Below are 20,099 nucleotides of genomic sequence, written 5' to 3'. Positions count from 1 at the left end.
GCAGCCCGCTTACACGCAACACGCCGGCACGCTAACACGCTATTCGGGGCTAAAGCCGCTTCCCATGGGGGACTACGAAGCCGCCGTGGGAAGCTTGCTTGCAAGCGAATGGGCCAACGCCGGGGGTCGCATTCGCCAGCAAGCGGGTCTCCCACAGCCGCCCTGTCGCCACCTCTGAATTCATCTTCCCGCGCCCGCCCTTCACTTCACCTGCTGTTTGCCCAGCTTGCGGGCCAGGGTGCGGCGATGCATGCCGAGGCGACGCGCGGTTTCGGAAATGTTGAACCCGGTTTCCGCCAGGGTTTCGTGGATGCGCTCCCACTCCAGGGTCTTGATCGAGGTCGGGCGGCCCACTACTTCCACCTCGGTGCTGCCGTCGGCACGGTGAAACGCGGCTTCGATGTCGTCGGTGTTGGAGGGCTTGGCGAGGTAATGGCAGGCGCCGAGCTTCACCGCCTCCACCGCGGTGGCGATACTGGCATAACCGGTCAGCACCACGATCAGCATGTCCTCATCGTGGGCATGCAAGGCCTGGACGCAGGATAGCCCGGAGGCTTCCCCTTTCAGCTTGAGATCCACCACCGCGTACCGGGGTGAGTGGCTCTCCAGCAACGTCATCATCGATTCCATGCCATCGGCACTGATCACCGCGTACCCGCGGCGCTCGAACGAGCGGGCCAGGGTGCGGGCGAACGGAGCATCGTCCTCGACAATCAACAGGGTGTCCGCGCTGTCTTCATGCGGTTCAGGCTCGTTCACCATGCTCTTCCTCCAGGGCAATCGCTGATAATGGCAACGTCAGCGTTACTTCAGCGCCTTTGTGCGGCCGATTTCGGGCGGTGAGGTTACCCCCCAGCGTACGCGCCACATTGACCACCAGGAACAGTCCCAGCCCACTGCCGGGTCGCCCTTTGGTGGATTGATAGGGACGGCCGATCCGGCCCAGCATCTCCTCGCTGAAACCCGGCCCGCGGTCCAGTACGGTCAGTATCAGGGATTCACCGTCCCGGCTGACCTGCAGGCCAACCCAGTCACGGGAGGCCTCCAGGGCGTTATCCAATACATTGCACAGGCTCTGCTTGAGGGCCGAATCGGAAACGATATCCCTATCCTCGCCAAAGGCGTTGTGATAGTCGAATCCAGTCACCGGACGGGTGGCCCGCCACTCTTCCACCAGTTCATCCAGGAAAGCGTGCACGGTGGTTTCTTCAGAGGATTCCCCCCGCGCCTCGCCAGCGGAAAGCAAAATACCACTGACGATGGACTTGCAACGCAGTACCTGGGTCTGCATCTCGGTGATCTCGTCGAGCAGATCCGGGTCGGATTTGAACACCGGCATATGGCGCCAGTCCCCCAGGATCACCGACAGCGTCGCCAGCGGCGTGCCCAGCTCATGGGCGGCACCGGACGCCAGTAACCCCATGCGGACGATGTGTTCGCCCTCGGCGGCGCGCTGACGCAGATCCGCCAGCCGCGCATCCCGCTCGCGCCGGTTGCGGGTGATACGGCTGATGAAGATCACCAGCAGCACGGCATTCAGGACAAAACAGATCAGCATCCCCTGGATATACAGGCTCAGCGGCCCGCGCTCGTAATCCGGCGGCATCACCAGGGGCAGCCCGGCGAACTCCAGCCAGACAAAACAACCCGCGGTCACCAGCAGGATGATCCAGGTGGACCACGCCTCCAGCAACACCGCCGCCAGCACCACCTGCAGCAGATACAGGAAAATAAAGGGGTTGGTGGCGCCACCACTGGCGTAAAGCTGCATCGTCAGCGTTGCCACATCCACCAGCAGCGCCAGAAACAGTTCACCGTTACTGACATCACGGCGCAGCCAGCGCAGCCGCAGCATGCTCAGCAGGTTGAAGCCGATCAACCCCGCCAGCACCGCCAGCATGAACACCATCGGCAGCGAAATGCCGAAGCCGAACCGCACCAGCAGTATGGTGCCGATCTGCCCCAGCACGGCGATCCAGCGCAGTTGGATCAACTGCTGCATGTTCTTGCGCCCGGTGGCGTCGTCGCTCTCGCGTTGCGCCGGAATCGGCTGGGGGCGTTGTACCCCCTGCGCGGCCCCCTTCGTGGCTGTCATCGTCACCCTCTCCTGAACCCGTTCAGACTTAGGAGGCCTTTGAAAAACGTCATACCGGACTACCAAGCAACGTCATGCCGGACTTGATCCGGCATCTTCCTCCACGAGCTGGTGCGTCCCAAGAGTGAGACCCAGGGCAGCCCCGGATGACAGGACGTTTCCCAGAGGCTCCTAGCGCCGTGACCGCAATTCCTCACGCAGCACGAACACAGCGCCGGCGGCCACCATCAAGGCAAGGGTATACCAGGTGATCGCATAGACCAGGTGATTATTGTGAAAAGAGACTACGGTCAGCCCGCCCACCGGCCCTTCGGACCGCTCCGGATCGGCGTCGGCATCAACGAAATACGGCGCCACCCGGGTCAGATCATGGGTTCGGGCGATAGCGGCCACATCCCGGGAGTACCAGCGGTTCTCCGCCGGGACGTTGTCCCGTAGAAAGCCGCCATCGGGCTCACTCAGGCGCAGCAGGCCGCTGACCCGCACCTCCCCTTCGGGAGTCCAGGCGCCGGCGGCGGCCTGGTCGCGCTGCTCCTGGGGAACATAGCCACGGTTGATCAGCACCACGGTGCCGTCGTCCCGTTTCAGCGGAGCCATCACCCAGTAGCCGCTACCCAACTCGGTGCTGGCCTGGGCCAGGGAGATACGATCGGAAAGGAAAGTACCGCTGAGCTGAACATGCTGATATTCATACCCTTCGCGGCTGATTCGCGGCCAGTCGGCGGGGCCCGGAGCAGGCTCCGCCGGAGCGTCCACGCGGTGGGAGACACGTTCGATCAGATCCAGCTTCCAGGCCCGGCGCTCCACCTGCCAGTTGCCCAGGAACACCAGCCCGATGAACGCGGCCACCGCCACCAGCACCCACGCCAACCGCGCCACCCGGTGCAGGCGGCTCACGGCGGGCCGTGGGCGCGGGGTTTGGTTCACGGTCCGTGCACCGCTTCCATCAGGCCGGGCATCATGTTGACGTTAAGGTGGTACATCACCCACAACGATCCCGCCAGGGTGATGAACACCATCACCGCGGTGAAGATCAGCGCCAACATGTTCCAACCGCCTTCGGATTGGAAGTTCATGTGCAGGAAGTAAATCATATGCACCACGATCTGCACCGCGGCGAACCCCAGAATCACCAGGGCGGTGGTGCTGGAGGTCTCGAACACGCCGCCCATCACGACCCAGAACGGGATCGCGGTGAGGATCACCGACAGGATGAAGCCGATCATGTAGCTCTTGAAGTCGGCGTGCGGCAGCTCGTCGCCATGATGTTCGTGATGATGCTCGTGAACGTTGTCGTGATGCTCGCTCATACCAGCACTCCCATCAGATAAACGAAGGTGAACACGCCGATCCAGACCACGTCCAGGAAGTGCCAGAACATGGACAGACACGCCACGCGACGCTTGTTCTCCGGAATCAGACCGTACTTGCGCAACTGGAAGCACAGGGTCACCAGCCAGACGATGCCGAAGAACACGTGCAGACCGTGGGTCCCCACCAGAGCGAAGAACGAGGTCAGGAAAGCACTGGTTTGCGGGCCCGCGCCGACATGAATCAAATGCGCGAACTCATACAGCTCCAGGCTCAGGAAGCCGACCCCGAACAAGCCGGTGATCAGCAGCCAGCCAATGGTGCCGCGCACCCGATTCTTCTGCATCTCCAACATGGCGAAGCCATAGGTGATGGAGGACAGCAGCAGCAGCGCGGTGTTCATCGCCACCAGCGGCAGGTCGAACAGCTCGGCGCCGGTGGGGCCGCCGGCGTAGCTGCGGCCCAGAACCCCGTAAGTGGCGAACAGAGAAGCGAAGATCAGACAGTCGCTCATCAGATACAGCCAGAAACCCAGCATCGTGCCCGTCTGCGGGTGATGCTCCTCGGTCTCGTGGAACTGCAGCTGCTGCCCTTGCGCTTGTTGAGTTTGAGTCGTGTCAACCATGGTTCGCGAGTACCCGTGTCCGTTCCGCTTCCACGCGCTCTACCTCTTCCACCGGAATATGGTAGTCGCGGTTGTAGTTGAAGGTGTGACCGATGGCCACCACCAGCAGCCCCAGGAAGGATACGCCGGCCAGCAGCCACATATGCCAGATCAACGCGAAACCCAGCACCGTGCTGATGCCCGCCAGAATGATCCCGGCCCCGGTGTTCTTGGGCATGTGGATCGGCAGGAAACCGCTTTCCGGACGTTTGTAGCCGTGCTGTTTCATCTGCCACCAGGCGTCCAGATCGTGCACGCGCGGGGTGAAGGCGAAGTTGTAGGCCGGCGGCGGAGAGGAAGTGGACCACTCCAGGGTACGGCCATCCCAGGGATCACCGGTCTCATCACGCAAGGATTCCCGGCGCATGAAGCTCACCACCAGTTGAATCAGGAAGGCGGCGATGCCGATGGCGATCAGCACGGCGCCAAACGCGGCCACCTGGAACCAGATCTGCAGGGACGGATCATCGAACTGGCTCATGCGACGGGTCACGCCCATCAGGCCCAGCACATACAACGGCATGAAGGCGAAATAGAAGCCAGTCAGCCAGAACCAGAACGAGACCTTGCCCCAGAACGGATCCAGCTTGAAGCCGAAGGCCTTCGGGAACCAGTAGGTAATCGCCGCCAGCATGCCGAACAGTACCCCACCGATGATCACGTTATGGAAGTGCGCGATCAGGAACAGGCTGTTATGCAGCACGAAGTCCGCCGGCGGCACCGCCAGCAACACCCCGGTCATACCACCGATGACGAAGGTGACCATGAAGCCCACGGTCCACAGCATCGGCACGTCGAAGCGGATACGGCCGCGATACATGGTGAACAGCCAGTTGAACACCTTGGCCCCGGTGGGGATCGAGATGATCATCGTGGTGATGCCGAAGAACGAGTTCACACTGGCCCCCGACCCCATGGTGAAGAAGTGGTGCAGCCATACCAGGTAGGACAGCACGGTGATCACCACGGTGGCGTAGACCATGGAGGCATAGCCGAACAAACGCTTGCCGGAGTAAGTGGACACGATCTCGGAGAACACACCGAATGCCGGCAGAATCAGGATGTACACCTCGGGGTGACCCCAAATCCAGATAAGATTGATGTACATCATGGCGTTGCCACCCAGATCTTCGGTAAAAAAGTTGGTACCGAGATAGCGGTCCAGGGTCAGCATCGCCAACACGGCGGTCAGCACCGGGAAAGCGGCCACGATGAGCACGTTGGTGCAGAGAGCAGTCCAGGTGAACACCGGCATCTTCATCATGGTCATACCCGGCGCCCGCATCTTGACGATGGTCACCAACAGGTTCACGCCCGATAGGAGGGTACCGACACCCGCGATCTGCAAGGCCCATATGTAGTAGTCCACCCCGACTCCGGGACTCTTGTCTATACCCGCTAGTGGGGGATAGGCGAGCCAGCCGGTCTTGGCGAATTCACCGATGAACAGGGACACCATGACCAGCACGGCACCGGAGGTGGTCATCCAGAAAGAGAAGTTATTCAGGAACGGGAAGGCCACGTCGCGGGCCCCGATCTGCAACGGCACCACGTAGTTCATGATGCCGGTGACCAGAGGCATGGCGACGAAGAAGATCATGATCACGCCGTGGGCGGTGAAGATCTGATCATAGTGATCCGGTGGCAGGTAGCCGGCGGAGTCACCGAAGGCCCAGGCCTGCTGGATACGCATCATGATGGCATCGGCGAAGCCGCGCAGCAGCATCACCAGAGCCAGAATGATGTACATGATGCCGATCTTTTTATGGTCAATGCTGGTGAACCATTCCCGCCACAGGTAACCCCACAGGCGGAAATAGGTCAGAGCCACCAGCAACGCGATACCACCAAGGATCACCGCGGCGAACGTGGCGATCAGGATCGGCTCATGATAGGGAATCGCCTCCCAGGTGAGGCGACCGAAAATGAGCTTGGTCAGGTCGATTTGATCAAACATTTTGCATACCGACGCCCAAGGCGCTTCATGAAAGGTGTATCGGAACGATGGAAGACCGCGTCATTCCATCACTGATGCTGTTCGTGCCCGTGGCCAGCGGCGGGATCACCATGGCCTTCATGGCCGTCGTCCTTGCCGACATTGCCGCCGCCATGACCGCCATGACCAAACATCATCATGTCTTTCATACACATGGTGCCGGGCTCCACGCAGAGATTCAGAATCGCGTCGTAGAGTGTGGGATCCACATCGGCATAGTAGTGTACGGGCTCGCGCTCGCTCGGCTTCTCCAGCTCCCGATAAACGTCGCGGTCCAGGGTATCGCCCTCGGCGGCCACTTTCGCCACCCACTCACCGAAGTCGGCGTCGCTCATGCCGTGGAACTTGAAGCGCATGTGCGAGAAACCGGCACCGCTGTAGTTGGCGGAGAAACCGTCGTAAATCCCCTCTTCGTTGATCACCCCATGCAGCTTGGTTTCCATACCCGCCATGGCGTAGATCTGTCCGGCCAAGGCCGGGATGAAGAAGGAATTCATGGTGGACGAGGAGGTGATCTTGAAGCGGATCGGGCGATCCACCGGCGCTGCCAGTTCATTGACCGTGGCGATGCCCTGCTCCGGGTAAAAGAACAGCCATTTCCAGTCCAGGGAGACCACTTCCACCACCAGCGGCTCCACGCCCTCCGGTACCGGTTGACCCGGTCCGATGCGGTCCAATGGACGGTAAGGGTCCAATTTGTGGGTGCTGACGTAGGTCATCGCCCCCAGGGCGATGATGATCAACAGCGGCACACCCCAGATCACCAGTTCCAACACCGTGGAATGGTCCCAATCCGGCTTGTAGGTCGCTTCCTTGTTGGAAGAACGGTAGCGCCAGGCGAACAACAGAGTAAGGATGATGACGGGCACGATCACCAGAAGCATCAACACCGTGGCCCAGACGATCAGGTCACGTTGTTGGGCGGCCACATCACCGGATGGTGACATGACCACTGCATCACACCCCGCCAGCAAAGCGACGGCGGCGGCCAGTGACAGCCCGCGTACTAGCTTGAGAATTGGCATTGCCGAGTATTGTAAGTAGTCCAGGGTGCCGCGCACTGTACGCCTCCAGCCCGGAATGTTGAATTGGACATTTTGTCCAATGGTGTCACGATATCGAGAAAGTGATTATGATCGGTTGGACTTGATTTGGTGAGGTACAGCAATGATAACAACTAACGATTCCGCCGCCGTGTCCTCTTACTCTTCCGCTCCGGAAGTCCATCAACCGGTGGCGCCGAACGAGATCGCGGTGGGGGTGGTGATCGGCCGCACCTCAGAGTACTTCGACTTCTTTGTTTATGGAATAGCCTCGGTTCTGGTGTTTCCGTCGGTGTTTTTTCCCTTCGCCGGCCGCCTCGAGGGCTTGCTGTACGCCTTCACCATATTTTCCTTCGCTTTCATCGCCCGCCCCTTCGGCACCGCGCTGTTCATGACCATCCAGCGCCACTGGGGCCGCAGCGTCAAACTGACCGCCGCCCTGTTCCTGCTCGGCACCGCCACCGCCGGCATCGCCTTCCTGCCCGGCCACGCGGTGCTGGGCGGCTATGCCATCCTGGTGTTGTCGCTGCTGCGCATCTTGCAGGGCCTGGCCCTGGGCGGGTCCTGGGACGGCTTGCCCTCGTTGCTGGCGCTGAACACGCCGAAAAACCGCCGCTCGCGCTTCGCCATGATCGGCCAGCTGGGCGCCCCCATCGGTTTCCTGGTGGCCAGCGTCCTGTTCCTGTTTCTCTACATGAGTTTGTCCACCGAGGATTTCCTTGGCTGGGGCTGGCGCTATCCGTTCTTCGTGGCGTTCGCCATCAACGTGGTGGCCCTGTTCGCCCGCCTGCGGCTGGTACTGACCCATGAGTACACGGCGGCGCTGGAAGAGAGCGAGCTGGAGCCGCTGAGCACACGCAAAATGTTGCAAGAGCAAGGCTACAATATCTTCATCGGCGCCTTTGCCGCCCTGGCCAGCTATGCCCTGTTCCATCTGGTGACCATCTTCCCGTTGTCCTGGATCGTGCTGAACGGCTCTCAGAATGTGCCGGACGTGCTGATCGTCCAGGCCATCGGGGCGATCCTGGCGATTGTCGGCACCATCGCCTCCGGCTGGATCGCTGAGCGGATCGGCAAACGCACCACCGTCGGCTCGCTGGCGGTGCTGATCGGGATTTTCAGTCTGTTCACGCCGTTGCTGATGAACGGTAACGCGGTACAGCAGGACATTTTCATTCTGGTCGGCTTCTTTTTGTTGGGTCTGTCCTACGGACAGGCGTCCGGCACCGTCACCGCCAACTTCCAGCGCCGCTTCCGCTATACCGGAGCAGCCCTGACCTCCGACTTCGCCTGGCTGTTCGGCGCCGCCTTCGCGCCGCTGGTGGCGTTGGGGCTATCGGCCAAATTCGGCCTGGCTTATGTCAGCGTTTATCTGTTGTCCGGGGTGATTTGCACGCTGCTGGCGCTGCGCATCAACAAGTCATTGGAAGCGGGTTAACACCCAACAAGAATCGCGGCCCGTGGGCCAGAGGTGTCTCACAACTCGCTGGCACGCTTACACGCAACACGCCGGCACGCCAAACCCGAGGCCCGCTTGCGGGCCTTGGGGACATAATCCAAAGGAACCCCGCCATGCCGGACTTGATCCGGCATCTCCTTCTATATCCCTACCGGTCTCCCCCTCGACCCTCTGTCTCCAGAAAGCTCATTGAGCTCTCCATTGAACTCTCAAGCCCGGGATGACCGGGTGTTTTCAAGGCGTGTTAGCGTGACGGCGTGTTGCGTGTTGCGTGTTGCGTGTTGCGTGTTGCGTGTTGCGTGTTGCGTGTTAGCGAGCCATGGGACAGCAGAACTCCGCCTCACTCAACTCAGCGAACCCAGCGCTTTCTTGGTGAAAATCTCGATCTCCTGCTCGCGGCCTTCCCGCATCTTCACCAGCCAGTTCGGGTCCTGCAGCAACGCCCGGCCGACGGCAATCAGATCGAACTCGTCATTCTCCATGCGTCGTTCCAGCTCCTCGATACCCACCGGGTTGGCGGTACCGCCCATACCCTGGTTGTTGTGGCCGATGAAGTCGTCGTCCAGACCCACACTGCCCACGGACAGGGTCGGCTTACCGGTCAACTTGCGGGTCCAGCCGGCCAGATTGAGATCAGAGCCCTCGAACTCCGGCACCCAGAAACGGCGAGTGGAAGCGTGGAACAGGTCGACGCCGGCATCCACCAGCGGGGTCAGGAAGCGTTCCAGTTCCTGCGGGCTGTTGGCCAGCCGGGCCTCATAATCCTGCTGCTTCCATTGGGAATAGCGCAGCACAATGGCGAAGTCCTCACCCACCGCCTCGCGTACCGCGCGCACGATGTCCGCGACGAAACGTCCGCGGTTATCCATGTCGCCGCCGTACTGGTCATCCCGCTGATTGGTGCCTTCCCAGAAGAACTGATCAAGCAGATAGCCATGGGCCCCGTGGATTTCCACACCATCGAACCCCAGATCCCGGGCGTGGCGGGCGGATTCGGCGAAAGCCCGGATAACGTCGTCGATGTCTTCCAGGGTCATGGCATGGCCGCTCTCCTTACCCGGCTTGAACAGACCGGAAGGGGAATAACCGGGCACGTCCTTGTCCGGGCCAACACCGGGCCGGCGCACCGCCCCCACGTGCCAGAGCTGGGGAATAATGGCACCGCCGGCCTGATGGACCTGATCCACCACCCGCTTCCAGCCGGCCAAGGCCAACTCGCCATGAAAAGCCGGCACCCGCTCGTAACCGTTGGCCGCCACATGGCCCACGGTGGTGCCCTCGGTAATGATCAGCCCCACCTCGCCTTCGGCGCGGCGGCGGTAGTAAGCGGCCACATCCTCATTGGGAATGTAATCCGGGGAAAAATTGCGCGTCATCGGCGCCATGGCCACGCGGTTACGCAATTTCAGGGATTTGTGTTCAAACGGACGCAACAACGCATCCAGCGAGGTACTCATAACCGGTTCTCCCGAGTCGTGGCGGCCCCGGCCGCCGTCCAATTTGGTTGCAGATCGCAACCGTAAACCAGGACGGTTTCATCATGCAACCATTTTGGATAGACTGAAGACGTTCTTCCATATGCCAAATCCCTTTGGAGGGCCCCGCCCGTGACCCGAAAACGCTTTGACGACCTGGATTGCTCCGTGGCCTGCGCCCTGGATCAAGTGGGGGACTGGTGGTCGTTGCTGGTGGTCAAGGAAGCCATGCTGGGCACCCGTCGTTTCGTCGACTTTCAGCAACGGCTGGGGATCGCCAAGAATATCCTCTGCAACCGTCTCAACCGGCTGGTGGACAGTGGCGTGATGAGCAAGGTGGATGCCGGCGAGCACGGCACCCGCTACGAGTACCGGCTCACCGACAAGGGCCGCGACCTGTTCACGGTGATCACCGCGCTGCGGCAATGGAGCGAGCGCTGGAACGGCAATCGGGACGATCTGCGGCTGGTGGACAGGGTCAGCGGCCATCCCATTCGCCAGCTCCACGTGGAGGGCGATGACGGCCAGCCCCTGACCGTCCGCGATGTGCGTTTTGAGGAAACCAAGGTCGGACGCTAACACACCATTCGCTGCCAAAGCAGAATCTCCCACGGATCGAACTACGAAGCCGCCGTGGGAGACCAGCTTGCTGGCGAATTACGGACCTCTGGCATTGACACATTCGCTTTCAAGCAAGCTTCCCACAGCGGCCTTGTATCTCTCCAGGCTTTGGGTTTGGCGTGCCGCGTGTACGCGTGCCAGCGAATTATGGGGCACTAGTGGTTGCGCAACCGCCATGTCATCCGAGCGCGGGAGCGTTGATCTTGGCGTCAGACGTCCGGCGTCTTAAAAGCGCGTCTCGATACGGCGGGCGGTCCAGTAATGGGAGCGCCAGTAGACATTGTCCAGCGACGAGATCATCACCCCTCTGCTGGTGGAGGCGTGCATGAAACGGCCGTGGTTCATATAGATCCCCACATGACGAACACCGCGGCCCGTGCGGAAGAACACCAGGTCACCGGTCTGCAACTGATCCTTGGCCACTTTCTCCCCCACCCTCGCCTGCTGGTCCGTGGTGCGCGGCAGGCGCACGCCCAGGCGATCATGAAAGGTCAGGAACACAAAGCCGGAGCAATCAACACCTTTGCGGGTCATCCCGCCCAGCCGGTAAGGCGTGCCTTCCCATTCCCGCAGCTGCGCGCTGAGCAAAGCGTGCACCATCCCCGGATTGGCCATATCCACGGAGTAATCCTCCATAGACACGGTCTGTTCCGGGTCCGCGTGGCCGCCCGGCTCCGGCTCGTTTCGATCTTCCACCACCACCGGCCGGCTGGCACAACCGGCCAGCAGCACGCACAACAGTATCACTCCGCTTACCAGGCGCATTCGATAATCCGTTTCTTCCTCGTCAAAAGGGTAGCAGCGCCACCCATAACGGCACCACCGCGCCGTAGGCAACGACGATGGCCGGATGCAGCTTCTGCAACGCCCTCTGCATCAACCAATAGGAAAGGATGCTGGTAAAGACCGCCAGATAAACCAGCCGCCACCACTGCTCCCAATGCCACTGCGTCACTTCCGGTAATCGCGTCACACCCACCAGGCAGAGCAACAGGCCGGCGAACAGCAGGCTCCAGAACGTGGTGGTGGCCGCCGCCGCGGGCAGCCAGTTGCGCAAAATAGCCCCACGGGACAATACCGCGTAGCCGATCACCGCCGCGCACCCGAGCAAATAAATCTGGCTGCCCGGCCGCGCCAGCAGCGCCAGCAGATCAGTGGGCGCCGGCATAATCCAGTACTGGATCACCAGATACAGCGCCAGAGCAAACACCGTCAGCGGCACCGGGTGCAGATACTCCCGGTTGGCGTACCAGGCCAGAATCGCGGTACCCGGCGGCGACAGCAGGTACAACAGAGACAACTCGATACTGCCAACGGTTCGCAGAGCCTGGAACTGGGCCCAGAAAAACACCGCCAGCAGCACGCCCAGGATCGCCCAGATCAGCAAACGGCGCGGGTTGATCGCCACCCGGGCGGCTACCGGAGCCAGCAGCAGCGCGGCGATCAGAAAGCGTACTCCGGTCAGAGGCAGCGGGTGCGCGTCCCGAACCAGATATTCCGCGGTGGGAAAGGAAGTCCCGATCAGCAACGACCACACCAGCATTTCGCCGTGCCCGGCGGCACGGGTGCGGATGCCGCTCATTCAGGCCAGGGCCAGTTCGGCACGCATCCGTTCAATCACCGCCCGGTAGTCGGTCTTGCCGAAAATCGCGGACCCGGCGACAAAAGTGTCGGCGCCGGCGCCGGCCACCTCGCGGATGTTCTTCTCCGACACGCCACCATCGACTTCCAGACGGATCGGCCGGTCCTGCTGGTCGATAAGGGCGCGCACCTGCTTGATCTTGTTCAAAGTGCCAGGGATGAACTTCTGCCCACCGAAGCCCGGGTTCACGCTCATCAGCAGGATCATGTCGAGCTTGTCCATGACATATTCCAGGCACTCCGGCGTGGTCGCCGGATTCAACACCAGCCCGGCCTGGCAACCGGCATCCCGGATCAGTTGCAGGGAGCGGTCCACATGGCGGGAGGCTTCCGGGTGAAAGGTGATCATGGAGGCACCGGCGTCGGCGAACATAGCGATCAGATCATCCACCGGCGACACCATCAGGTGCACGTCGATGGGGGCTTCGATGCCATGTTTGCGCAGTGCCTGACATACCATCGGACCAATGGTCAGATTCGGCACATAATGATTGTCCATGACGTCGAAATGAATCACGTCGGCGCCGGCGGCCAATACCGCCTCGCATTCCTCTCCCAACCGGGCAAAGTCCGCGGCCAGAATGGAAGGCGCGATCCAGGGGGTTTGCTTACCCATCGAGTTCTCCAGCACCGCCCGAACCCACGGCTCGGACGCGTAAGAATTGGTCCAGTTGTTCCAGGCGCCGCGGGGTTCCAATATCCCACCACTGCCCCTGGTGATGTTCACCGCTGACCCGTTCATCGGCCATGGCCGCGCGCAGCAGCGGCGCCAGCTTTTGCTCGCCGGATGCCAAGCCGTGAAACAATGCCGGATGCAGGCAGGCGATGCCCGCGTAGGTCAGCCGCGCCGCGCCATTATCCCGTACCCGGCCCTGCTCTGTTAAATGGAAATCCCCGTCCGCATGGTGCGCCGGATTGTCCACCAGCACCAAATGGGCACGGTCGGCGGCCAGGTCGCGGTTCAGGCGACTGAAATCGTAATCGGTCCAGATATCGCCATTGACCAGCGCGAACGGCTCATCGCCCAGCATCGGCAGGGCACGCAGAATACCGCCGGCGGTTTCCAGTGGAGTGCCTTCATGGGACCAGCGGATCCGCGCACCGAAGCGCTCCCCATCCCCCAACCGCGCCGGCAGCTGCTCGCCCAGCCAGCCGGTATTGATCACCAGTTCATCGAAGCCGGCACGGCTCAGCCCTTCGATCAGATGCTCGATCAACGGCTTGCCGCCCGCCTCCAGCAATGGTTTGGGCGTATGATCGGTGAGCGGCCGCATGCGATTACCATAGCCCGCCGCCAGGATCATCGCCCGCATCAGGGACACCCCCACTCGTCCAGCAACCGTCCCAGGTCCGCCAGTTCCGGGCGGCGGCCGATCACCGTGCGCAAGTAGGTGAAGAAACGGGGAACGTCCTTCACATAACCCGGCTTGCCATCCCGGTGCCGGATTCGGGAAAAGATACCGATCACCTTCAAATGACGCTGAGCCCCCATCAGATCGCACCAACGCAAGAAAAGATCGAACTCTGGCAGAGGCAACCCGGCGGCCAGGCCGCGCTGATGGTATAACCGCAGCCAGTCCAGCACCCGTGGTTCGGGCCAGTTGATAAAGGCATCCTTGAACAGGCAGATCGGGTCGTAGCTGATCGGGCCGAGCACCGCGTCCTGGAAGTCGATGACCCCCGGATTGGGTTCGGTCACCATCAGGTTGCGCGGCATATAGTCCCGGTGCACGAACACCCGGGGCTGCTCCAGAGCCGACGCCACGAGCTGGTCAAACACCCGGTTCAGACGCTCCTGCTGCTCGTCGGCGAGAGCCAAGGACCGCTCATGCGCCAGATACCATTCCGGAAACAGCGTCAGTTCCCGGCGCAACAGCGCCTCGTCATAGACCGGCAAGCCGTCGGCATCGGCATGGACCTGCATCCGCACCACGGTATCAATGGCCTGCCCGAACCAGGCATCGGCATTGCCGTCATTCAGGGTCCGCAACCAGGTATCGGTGCCGAGATCATCCAGCAGCAGATAGCCGCGTTCCAGATCGCTGGCGCGAATCCGGGGCACGTTAACGCCAGCGGCGGCCAGCCGCCGGGCCACGTCGACAAAGGGCCGGCAGTCTTCCTGTGGCGGCGGAGCGTCCATTGCCACCAGCGAGCCCTGCTCCAGCGAATAACGAAAATAGCGGCGAAAACTGGCGTCCACGGACGCCGGCACACCTATCACCGCCTCGCCGGTCTGTTCACCGACCCACTGATCCAACGCGGACTTGCGCGGATCCCGATCATCCTTCTCTGGCTGCATTGCCCATCCCATTCGTTTACACTGCGGCGATTGACGAAGACTACCGTGTCGCCCTGTTTCCTGCCCCGAGGTGGCCCCGCCCCGAGCGCCGGCATCGGGAAACACCGGGACAAATCCCGGCCAACGGGGGCGTCCAGCGGTTTAAGACGGCCTTTTTACCTGTTCTGAGCAGCCGATGCCACTGCACTCACGACTGATGTTTTCCTGCCTGGTACTGGGGTTCGCCAGCACCGCGGCAGCCAAGGACGATCTGAACTGGGTTGACCGTGAGGCAATGAACGAGCTTCCCGAGGTGCTGCAGCGCCCCATTCCGGTGTGGTGCGGCGGTATTTATTACAATCCCCGGGTCGGCCCACGGGCGGAGACCAGCGACACCATCATCACCGCCGATCAAACCAGCGCGTCCGAGGACGGCCTGATCGAAATGAGCGGCGACGTCCTGATCGAGCAGCCCGGTTCCCGGGTGGTCACCAATTCCGCTTTGTTCGACCGCAGCAGCGGCAAATTCGAAGTGGACACCCCGTTGCGTCTGGAGTCCAACCAATTCACCTTTCTCGCCGATTCCATGAGCGGCCAGACCAGCAGCCGTCAGGTCAGCCTGGGCAATGCCCGCTATTCCCTGTTCGGCCCCGGCGCTCACGGCTCCGCCGAGTATATTGATCAGGTCAGCAACCTGACCTCGGTGTTCAACGGCACCTATACCACCTGCCCGCCCGGCTCCAACAGCTGGCGTCTCTCCGGCGAGCAGATCCTGCTGGACCGGGACAAGGGCTGGGGCGAGGCGCGCAACGTGGTGTTGCGAGTAAGAGACGTACCGCTGTTCTATCTGCCCTGGATCACCTTCCCCATCGATGACCGGCGCAAGTCGGGGTTGCTGTTTCCCACCATCAGCACCAGCGACAACGGCGGCCTGGACTTCTCCCAGCCGATCTACCTGAACCTGCACCCGCAGATGGACGCCACCGTCGCCCCGCGTTATGTGGACGGCCGTGGCGCCGGCCTGGAAATCGAGTTTCGCTACCTGAGCCGCTATGGCCAGGGGCAGGTCAGCTACGGTGTGCTGTTCCAGGACCGGGAGTTCGACGACCAGGACCGTGAGTTGGCGGCCTGGCGCCACGACGGCTCCATCGGCCGTTGGGGCCTGCACGTGGACATGAATTACGTGTCCGACGACTTCTACTTCAAGGATCTGGATACCGGCTTGCAGGTGAGTTCCCAGACCCACCTGCCACGGGTTGGGGAGCTGCGCTACTACGGCCGCACCTGGCAAGCGCTGGGCCGGCTCCAGGCCTGGCAAACCATCGACCCGACGCTGGCGGATGATCTTCACCCCTATCGCCGGCTGCCACAGCTGCAGCTGACCGGCAGCCCGCATCTGGTCGGCCCGCTGCGGATGTTATGGCTCAGTGACGTCACCGCTTTCGACCGCAGCGACAAGGACACCAGCAACAACCCCACCGGAGTGCGCATGCACGCGCAACCGGCGCTGTCCGCCCGGATGGAGAACAGCTGGGGTTACGTCGAGCCCAGAGCACGCCTGTACCACACCCGCTATCAACTGGATGATGGCGGTCCCAGCGGCAGCGAACCTTCCCTCAACACCTGGGGCGCCAGCCTCGACGCCGGCATGTTCTTCGAGCGTTCCACCAACCTGTTCGGCCGTGGCTATACCCAGACCCTGGAACCCCGGGTGTTCATCAACAAGGTCGCCTACGAGAACCAGGACGATCTGCCGGATTTCGATGCCGGCGAACTGACCTTCTCCTACAACACCCTGTTCCGGGAAAACCGCTACATCGGTTATGACCGCATCGGTGATGAAGAGAAGATCGCGGTGGGCTTGACCAGCCGTTTCCTGCGCGACGACGATGGCCGCGAGCAACTGCGTCTGCGCGTCGGCCAGGGCTATTACCTGGACGACCGCAGAGTGCAACTGGACGGTGCCGGGGAAGACACCACCGACCAGACGCCGGCGGTGGCCGACATGCGATGGAACTTTGGCCGCGATTGGTACCTCTATTCCGAAGGCCAGTGGGATACCTCCGGCGGCCAGCGGCAGCGCTCCACCCTGCGGCTCGGCTACAACGACCGCGAGCGGCGGATTTTCAATCTGGGCTTCCACGACCGCCCGGAGGATAATCTGCGGCAGTCAGAGGTGGCGGCGATCTGGCCTGTCCATCGCAACTGGCGGCTGATCGGCCGCTGGATGTACGACGTTGAAAACCATCGCACCCAGGAAACCCTGGCGGGCGCGGAATACCGAAACTGCTGCTGGCGGGTACGACTGGTGAGCCAGCGGGAACTCTATGACGATGATGGGGACGGCACCCTCGAACCGGACTCCACCGTGATGTTGCAGATTGAAATGACCGGACTGGGCGGCTTTGGCGGGCGAGTGGACTCGCTGTTGGAGCGCAGCATTTCCGGATACAGGAGAGAATATGAATAGGGTTTTGTCGACGTTACTGACCTTCTGTCTGTGTCTGGGCCTGGCGGTCCATGCCCAGGCTCAGGTGCGGATCCTTGACCGCATCGTCGCGGTGGTCAACGACGGCGCCATCATGGAAAGTGAGTTGCAGTCCCGGGTTGCCGGCATTGTTGGTCAGTTCGAGGCGGACAACCGCCCTCTGCCTCCAGCCCAGGTGCTTCGCGAGCAAGTACTCGATCGCATGATCATCGAGCGCATTCAACTGCAACTGGCGGAGCGCGGTGGTATCCGCGTGGATGACGGCAGTCTCAACCAGGCGCTGACCGGCATCGCCGGGCAGAACAACATGGATCTGGAGCAGTTCGCCAGCGCGGTCCGCGCCGACGGCTACTCCTGGGCCGAGTTCCGCGAGCAAGTGCGCAACGACATGGTCATTTCCCGCCTGCAGCAGCGCTCCGTTTCCTCCCGGGTGCGTGTCACTGACCGGGAAGTGGACCGCTTCCTCAGCTCCGACCTGGGCCGGCGCATGTTCGCCGCCGACTTCCATCTTGGCCATATTCTGGTGCAAGTGCCCAGCGGCGCGTCTCCGGATCAGATCGAACAGGCCCGGAACAAAGCCGACGGCATCGTTCAGCGTCTGCGCGGCGGCGCGGACTTCGCCGAAACCGCGGTGGAACAGTCGGACGGCCCGCAAGCACTGGAAGGCGGCGATCTGGGATGGCGGCCGGCGGCCCAGTGGCCAACCCTCTTCGCCGAGACCGCCATTGATATGCAATCCGGCGATATTTCCGAGCCGCTGCGCTCCGGAGCCGGTTTTCACATCCTCAAAATGATCGAACGTCGTGGCGGCGGGGGCGAGCACGTGGTTACCCAGTACCGGGTACGGCATGTGCTGGTTCAATCCGACGCTCTGACCACCGACAATCAGGCTCGGGCCGAAGCCCGGCGCCTCCATCAACAGGTGGTCAGCGGCAGTGTCAGCCTGGCCGATGTGGCCCGCGAGCATTCCGATGACCCCGGCAGCCGCAATCAGGGCGGTGAGCTGGGATGGGTCACGCCTGGCCAGATGGTGCCGGAATTCGAGCAAATGATGGAATCCACCCCGGTGGGCCGGGTGTCCCCGGTGTTCCAAACCCAGTTCGGCTACCATTTCCTGCTGGTGGAGGAACAACGAGAGGCGGACATGAGCGACGAATTCCGCAAGATGCGCGCCCGCCAGGCTCTGCAAAAACAACGGTTCGACGAGGAACTGCAAACCTGGCTGCAGGAAAAGCGGGCGGAAGCCTACGTCGATATCCGACTGGATCAATGACCGCGCCGATCGTCATCACCAGCGGCGACCCGGCGGGTATCGGCCCGGATCTGATGCTGGATCTGCCGCGCCGCTATCCCGACACCGCCCTGGTAGTGCTGGCGGATCGGCGGGTGTTGCACGATCGCGCCCGGTCGCTGGGTTTGCAGGCCACCTGGCCACAATGGCAACCTGGCGACGCCCCACCCGCCAGCCCGGCGCTTTGGCACTGCCCCGCCGGCGCCCCCGTGACCGCCGGCCAACCGGACCCGGCCACCGCCTCCGGCACCCTGACAATGCTCGGGCGGGCCGCCCGGGGTTGCCTGGAAGGCCAGTTCTCCGCCCTGGTCACGGCACCAGTGGCCAAAAGCATCATCCGTGAAGGCGCCGATCCGGCGTTTACCGGACACACCGAGTTCTTCGCCGAGCAGGCTGGCGTGAAACAGGTCGTGATGATGCTGACCGCGAAAACCCTGCGCGTTGCCCTGGCCACCACCCATTTGCCCCTGTCCCGGGTGGCGGAGGCGATCACCGGTCCATCACTGGAAACCACTCTGCACATCCTGTGCCAGGACCTGCGCGACAAATTCGCCATCGATTCGCCGCGCATCCTGGTCCTGGGGCTGAACCCTCACGCCGGTGAAGGCGGCCACCTGGGACGGGAAGAAATCGAGATCATCGAGCCGGCGCTGACGCGCCTGCGCCAGCAGGGCCTGAGCCTCACCGGCCCGGTGCCGGCCGACACCGCCTTCCAGCCGGCATTGCTGGCGCAACACGACGCGGTGCTGGCCATGTACCATGACCAGGGCCTGCCGGTGCTCAAATACGCCGGCTTCGGCGAAGCCGTGAACATCACCCTGGGGTTGCCGTTCATCCGCACGTCGGTGGACCACGGCACCGCCTTCGATCTGGCCGGCAGCGGACGTATCCGGGCCGGCAGCTTGCACGCCGCCATCGACCTGGCTCTGGAACTGGTGGAGAAACGTTCCTCATGACCGAACATCGCGCCCGCAAACGCTTCGGGCAGCACTTTCTGCATGACCCGGGCATTATTGATCGCCTGGTCCGCACAGTGGCCCCGATCGCCGGCCAGAAGCTGGTGGAAATCGGCCCCGGACGCGGCGCGCTCACCTATCCACTACTGGAGCAGGTGGCGCACCTGGACGTGGTGGAGTTGGACCGGGATCTGATCCACCTGCTGCGCGAGGCGGTACCCGAGGAACGCCTGACCATCCATCAGGCGGATGCCCTGCGTTTCGACTTTCGCCCCCTGGCCGGCGCCCTCAAGCTGCGGGTGGTGGGCAATTTGCCGTACAATATTTCAACTCCCTTGATCTTCCACTTGCTGGAGCAGGCGGAAATCATCAGCGACATGACATTCATGTTGCAAAAAGAGGTGGTGGACCGGCTCACCGCGGCCCCCGGCACCAGTGATTACGGCCGGCTGTCGGTGATGGTGCAATACCACTGTCAGGCGGATTATCTGTTCTTCGTGCCCCCGGGCGCGTTCCAGCCACCGCCCAAGGTGGACTCCGCCGTGGTCAGATTGACTCCGCACACCACCGCGCCCTGGCCGGCCCGGGACCCGGTCCATCTTGGCAAACTGGTCAACCAGGCCTTCACCCAACGCCGCAAGGCGGTGCGCAATGCGCTGAAGACTCTGGTGGAACCGGACACTTTCGATGCCTTGGGCATCGACCCTGGCCTGCGCCCCGATCATCTTTCGGTGGCGGATTACGTCGCGCTGGCCAACGCCACCGGCTGACGGCGGGGAAT

19 protein-coding genes are annotated in these 20,099 nt (G+C 62.3%); 6 read left to right on the top strand and 13 right to left on the bottom strand.

Going from position 1 to position 20,099, the window contains the following annotated elements:
* Positions 1-201 precede the first annotated feature (201 nt).
* The 7 genes from E0L37_RS11960 to cyoA form a co-directional block, all read right to left on the bottom strand.
* Positions 202-762 carry a response regulator transcription factor gene (locus E0L37_RS11960; RefSeq protein WP_133491959.1) on the bottom strand — a complete coding sequence of 187 codons (561 nt, stop codon included), beginning with the start codon at positions 760-762 and terminating at the stop codon, positions 202-204.
* Positions 746-2,095 carry an ATP-binding protein gene (locus tag E0L37_RS11955; protein ID WP_133491958.1) on the bottom strand — a complete coding sequence of 450 codons (1,350 nt, stop codon included), beginning with the start codon at positions 2,093-2,095 and terminating at the stop codon, positions 746-748. Before E0L37_RS11955 ends, E0L37_RS11960 begins: the two co-directional genes overlap by 17 nt.
* A 171-nt stretch (positions 2,096-2,266) precedes the next feature.
* Entirely contained in the window at positions 2,267-3,022 is a 756-nt protein-coding gene (locus E0L37_RS11950; protein WP_236563984.1) for an SURF1 family protein, read from the bottom strand.
* On the bottom strand, positions 3,019-3,405 hold the full coding sequence (cyoD, locus tag E0L37_RS11945) for a cytochrome o ubiquinol oxidase subunit IV (protein ID WP_133491957.1): 387 nt from the start codon (positions 3,403-3,405) through the stop codon (positions 3,019-3,021). The genes E0L37_RS11950 and cyoD overlap by 4 nt, the downstream gene beginning before the upstream one ends.
* Entirely contained in the window at positions 3,402-4,031 is a 630-nt protein-coding gene (gene cyoC / locus E0L37_RS11940; protein ID WP_133491956.1) for a cytochrome o ubiquinol oxidase subunit III, read from the bottom strand. The genes cyoD and cyoC overlap by 4 nt, the downstream gene beginning before the upstream one ends.
* Positions 4,024-6,027 carry a cytochrome o ubiquinol oxidase subunit I gene (gene cyoB / locus E0L37_RS11935; protein ID WP_133491955.1) on the bottom strand — a complete coding sequence of 668 codons (2,004 nt, stop codon included), beginning with the start codon at positions 6,025-6,027 and terminating at the stop codon, positions 4,024-4,026. Before cyoB ends, cyoC begins: the two co-directional genes overlap by 8 nt.
* 68 nt (positions 6,028-6,095) lie before the next feature.
* Positions 6,096-7,127 (bottom strand): ubiquinol oxidase subunit II, encoded by a 1,032-nt coding sequence (gene cyoA / locus E0L37_RS11930; protein ID WP_236563983.1) that lies wholly within the window; start codon positions 7,125-7,127, stop codon positions 6,096-6,098.
* Positions 7,128-7,233: 106 nt separating this feature from the next.
* Here cyoA and E0L37_RS11925 point away from each other — a divergent pair, with 106 nt between their 5' ends.
* Positions 7,234-8,547 (top strand): MFS transporter, encoded by a 1,314-nt coding sequence (locus E0L37_RS11925; protein ID WP_133491954.1) that lies wholly within the window; start codon positions 7,234-7,236, stop codon positions 8,545-8,547.
* A gap of 365 nt (positions 8,548-8,912) precedes the next feature.
* Here the strand turns inward: E0L37_RS11925 and E0L37_RS11920 are convergent, their stop codons facing one another.
* Positions 8,913-10,025, bottom strand: a complete 1,113-nt coding sequence (locus E0L37_RS11920) for an NADH:flavin oxidoreductase (RefSeq protein WP_133491953.1) — start codon at positions 10,023-10,025, stop codon at positions 8,913-8,915.
* Positions 10,026-10,175: 150 nt separating this feature from the next.
* Here E0L37_RS11920 and E0L37_RS11915 point away from each other — a divergent pair, with 150 nt between their 5' ends.
* A complete protein-coding gene (locus tag E0L37_RS11915; protein WP_133491952.1) occupies positions 10,176-10,622 on the top strand; it encodes a helix-turn-helix domain-containing protein in 447 nt (148 codons plus the stop codon).
* 267 nt (positions 10,623-10,889) lie between these two features.
* Here E0L37_RS11915 and E0L37_RS11910 read toward each other — a convergent pair whose 3' ends face one another.
* The 5 genes from E0L37_RS11910 to E0L37_RS11890 are packed head-to-tail and all read right to left on the bottom strand — an operon-like array spanning position 10,890 to position 14,604.
* Complete coding sequence (locus E0L37_RS11910; protein WP_133491951.1) at positions 10,890-11,429, bottom strand: C40 family peptidase; 540 nt, start codon at positions 11,427-11,429, stop codon at positions 10,890-10,892.
* Positions 11,430-11,451: 22 nt separating this feature from the next.
* On the bottom strand, positions 11,452-12,246 hold the full coding sequence (locus E0L37_RS11905; protein ID WP_133491950.1) for an EamA family transporter: 795 nt from the start codon (positions 12,244-12,246) through the stop codon (positions 11,452-11,454).
* Positions 12,247-12,921: a ribulose-phosphate 3-epimerase gene (rpe, locus tag E0L37_RS11900; protein WP_133491949.1), complete on the bottom strand. Its 675-nt coding sequence runs from the start codon at positions 12,919-12,921 to the stop codon at positions 12,247-12,249.
* Positions 12,914-13,618, bottom strand: coding sequence for an N-acetylmuramate alpha-1-phosphate uridylyltransferase MurU (gene murU, locus E0L37_RS11895; protein WP_133491948.1), 705 nt, complete (start codon positions 13,616-13,618; stop codon positions 12,914-12,916). Before murU ends, rpe begins: the two co-directional genes overlap by 8 nt.
* Positions 13,618-14,604 carry an aminoglycoside phosphotransferase family protein gene (locus E0L37_RS11890; RefSeq protein ID WP_133491947.1) on the bottom strand — a complete coding sequence of 329 codons (987 nt, stop codon included), beginning with the start codon at positions 14,602-14,604 and terminating at the stop codon, positions 13,618-13,620. Before E0L37_RS11890 ends, murU begins: the two co-directional genes overlap by 1 nt.
* Before the next feature lie 175 nt (positions 14,605-14,779).
* Here E0L37_RS11890 and E0L37_RS11885 point away from each other — a divergent pair, with 175 nt between their 5' ends.
* Genes E0L37_RS11885 through rsmA form a run of 4 tightly spaced genes read left to right on the top strand, consistent with a single transcriptional unit; the run spans position 14,780 to position 20,088 of the window.
* Positions 14,780-17,053 carry an LPS-assembly protein LptD gene (locus E0L37_RS11885; protein WP_240687463.1) on the top strand — a complete coding sequence of 758 codons (2,274 nt, stop codon included), beginning with the start codon at positions 14,780-14,782 and terminating at the stop codon, positions 17,051-17,053.
* Complete coding sequence (locus E0L37_RS11880; RefSeq protein WP_133491946.1) at positions 17,046-18,344, top strand: peptidylprolyl isomerase; 1,299 nt, start codon at positions 17,046-17,048, stop codon at positions 18,342-18,344. Before E0L37_RS11885 ends, E0L37_RS11880 begins: the two co-directional genes overlap by 8 nt.
* Entirely contained in the window at positions 18,341-19,318 is a 978-nt protein-coding gene (pdxA, locus tag E0L37_RS11875) for a 4-hydroxythreonine-4-phosphate dehydrogenase PdxA (RefSeq protein WP_133491945.1), read from the top strand. Before E0L37_RS11880 ends, pdxA begins: the two co-directional genes overlap by 4 nt.
* Positions 19,315-20,088, top strand: coding sequence for a 16S rRNA (adenine(1518)-N(6)/adenine(1519)-N(6))-dimethyltransferase RsmA (rsmA, locus tag E0L37_RS11870; protein WP_133491944.1), 774 nt, complete (start codon positions 19,315-19,317; stop codon positions 20,086-20,088). The genes pdxA and rsmA overlap by 4 nt, the downstream gene beginning before the upstream one ends.
* The last annotated feature ends 11 nt before the right edge of the window (positions 20,089-20,099 follow it).

Source organism: Alcanivorax sp. 24 (assembly GCF_004360225.1).
GTDB classification, from domain to species: Bacteria; Pseudomonadota; Gammaproteobacteria; order Pseudomonadales; family Alcanivoracaceae; genus Alloalcanivorax; species Alloalcanivorax xiamenensis.
This window is presented reverse-complemented; position numbering and strand designations above follow the sequence as displayed.

Excerpts from the sequence above, each read along its gene's own strand:
- E0L37_RS11960 (WP_133491959.1), bottom strand. The coding sequence starts at position 762 with ATGGTGAACGAGCCTGAACCGCATGAAGACAGCGCGGACACCCTGTTG.
- E0L37_RS11955 (WP_133491958.1), bottom strand. The coding sequence starts at position 2,095 with ATGACAGCCACGAAGGGGGCCGCGCAGGGGGTACAACGCCCCCAGCCG.
- cyoD (WP_133491957.1), bottom strand. The coding sequence starts at position 3,405 with ATGAGCGAGCATCACGACAACGTTCACGAGCATCATCACGAACATCAT.
- cyoC (WP_133491956.1), bottom strand. The coding sequence starts at position 4,031 with ATGGTTGACACGACTCAAACTCAACAAGCGCAAGGGCAGCAGCTGCAG.
- cyoB (WP_133491955.1), bottom strand. The coding sequence starts at position 6,027 with ATGTTTGATCAAATCGACCTGACCAAGCTCATTTTCGGTCGCCTCACC.
- E0L37_RS11925 (WP_133491954.1), top strand. The coding sequence starts at position 7,234 with ATGATAACAACTAACGATTCCGCCGCCGTGTCCTCTTACTCTTCCGCT.
- E0L37_RS11920 (WP_133491953.1), bottom strand. The coding sequence starts at position 10,025 with ATGAGTACCTCGCTGGATGCGTTGTTGCGTCCGTTTGAACACAAATCC.
- E0L37_RS11910 (WP_133491951.1), bottom strand. The coding sequence starts at position 11,429 with ATGCGCCTGGTAAGCGGAGTGATACTGTTGTGCGTGCTGCTGGCCGGT.
- E0L37_RS11905 (WP_133491950.1), bottom strand. The coding sequence starts at position 12,246 with ATGAGCGGCATCCGCACCCGTGCCGCCGGGCACGGCGAAATGCTGGTG.
- rpe (WP_133491949.1), bottom strand. The coding sequence starts at position 12,921 with ATGGGTAAGCAAACCCCCTGGATCGCGCCTTCCATTCTGGCCGCGGAC.
- murU (WP_133491948.1), bottom strand. The coding sequence starts at position 13,618 with ATGCGGGCGATGATCCTGGCGGCGGGCTATGGTAATCGCATGCGGCCG.
- E0L37_RS11890 (WP_133491947.1), bottom strand. The coding sequence starts at position 14,604 with ATGCAGCCAGAGAAGGATGATCGGGATCCGCGCAAGTCCGCGTTGGAT.
- E0L37_RS11885 (WP_240687463.1), top strand. The coding sequence starts at position 14,780 with ATGCCACTGCACTCACGACTGATGTTTTCCTGCCTGGTACTGGGGTTC.
- E0L37_RS11880 (WP_133491946.1), top strand. The coding sequence starts at position 17,046 with ATGAATAGGGTTTTGTCGACGTTACTGACCTTCTGTCTGTGTCTGGGC.
- pdxA (WP_133491945.1), top strand. The coding sequence starts at position 18,341 with ATGACCGCGCCGATCGTCATCACCAGCGGCGACCCGGCGGGTATCGGC.
- rsmA (WP_133491944.1), top strand. The coding sequence starts at position 19,315 with ATGACCGAACATCGCGCCCGCAAACGCTTCGGGCAGCACTTTCTGCAT.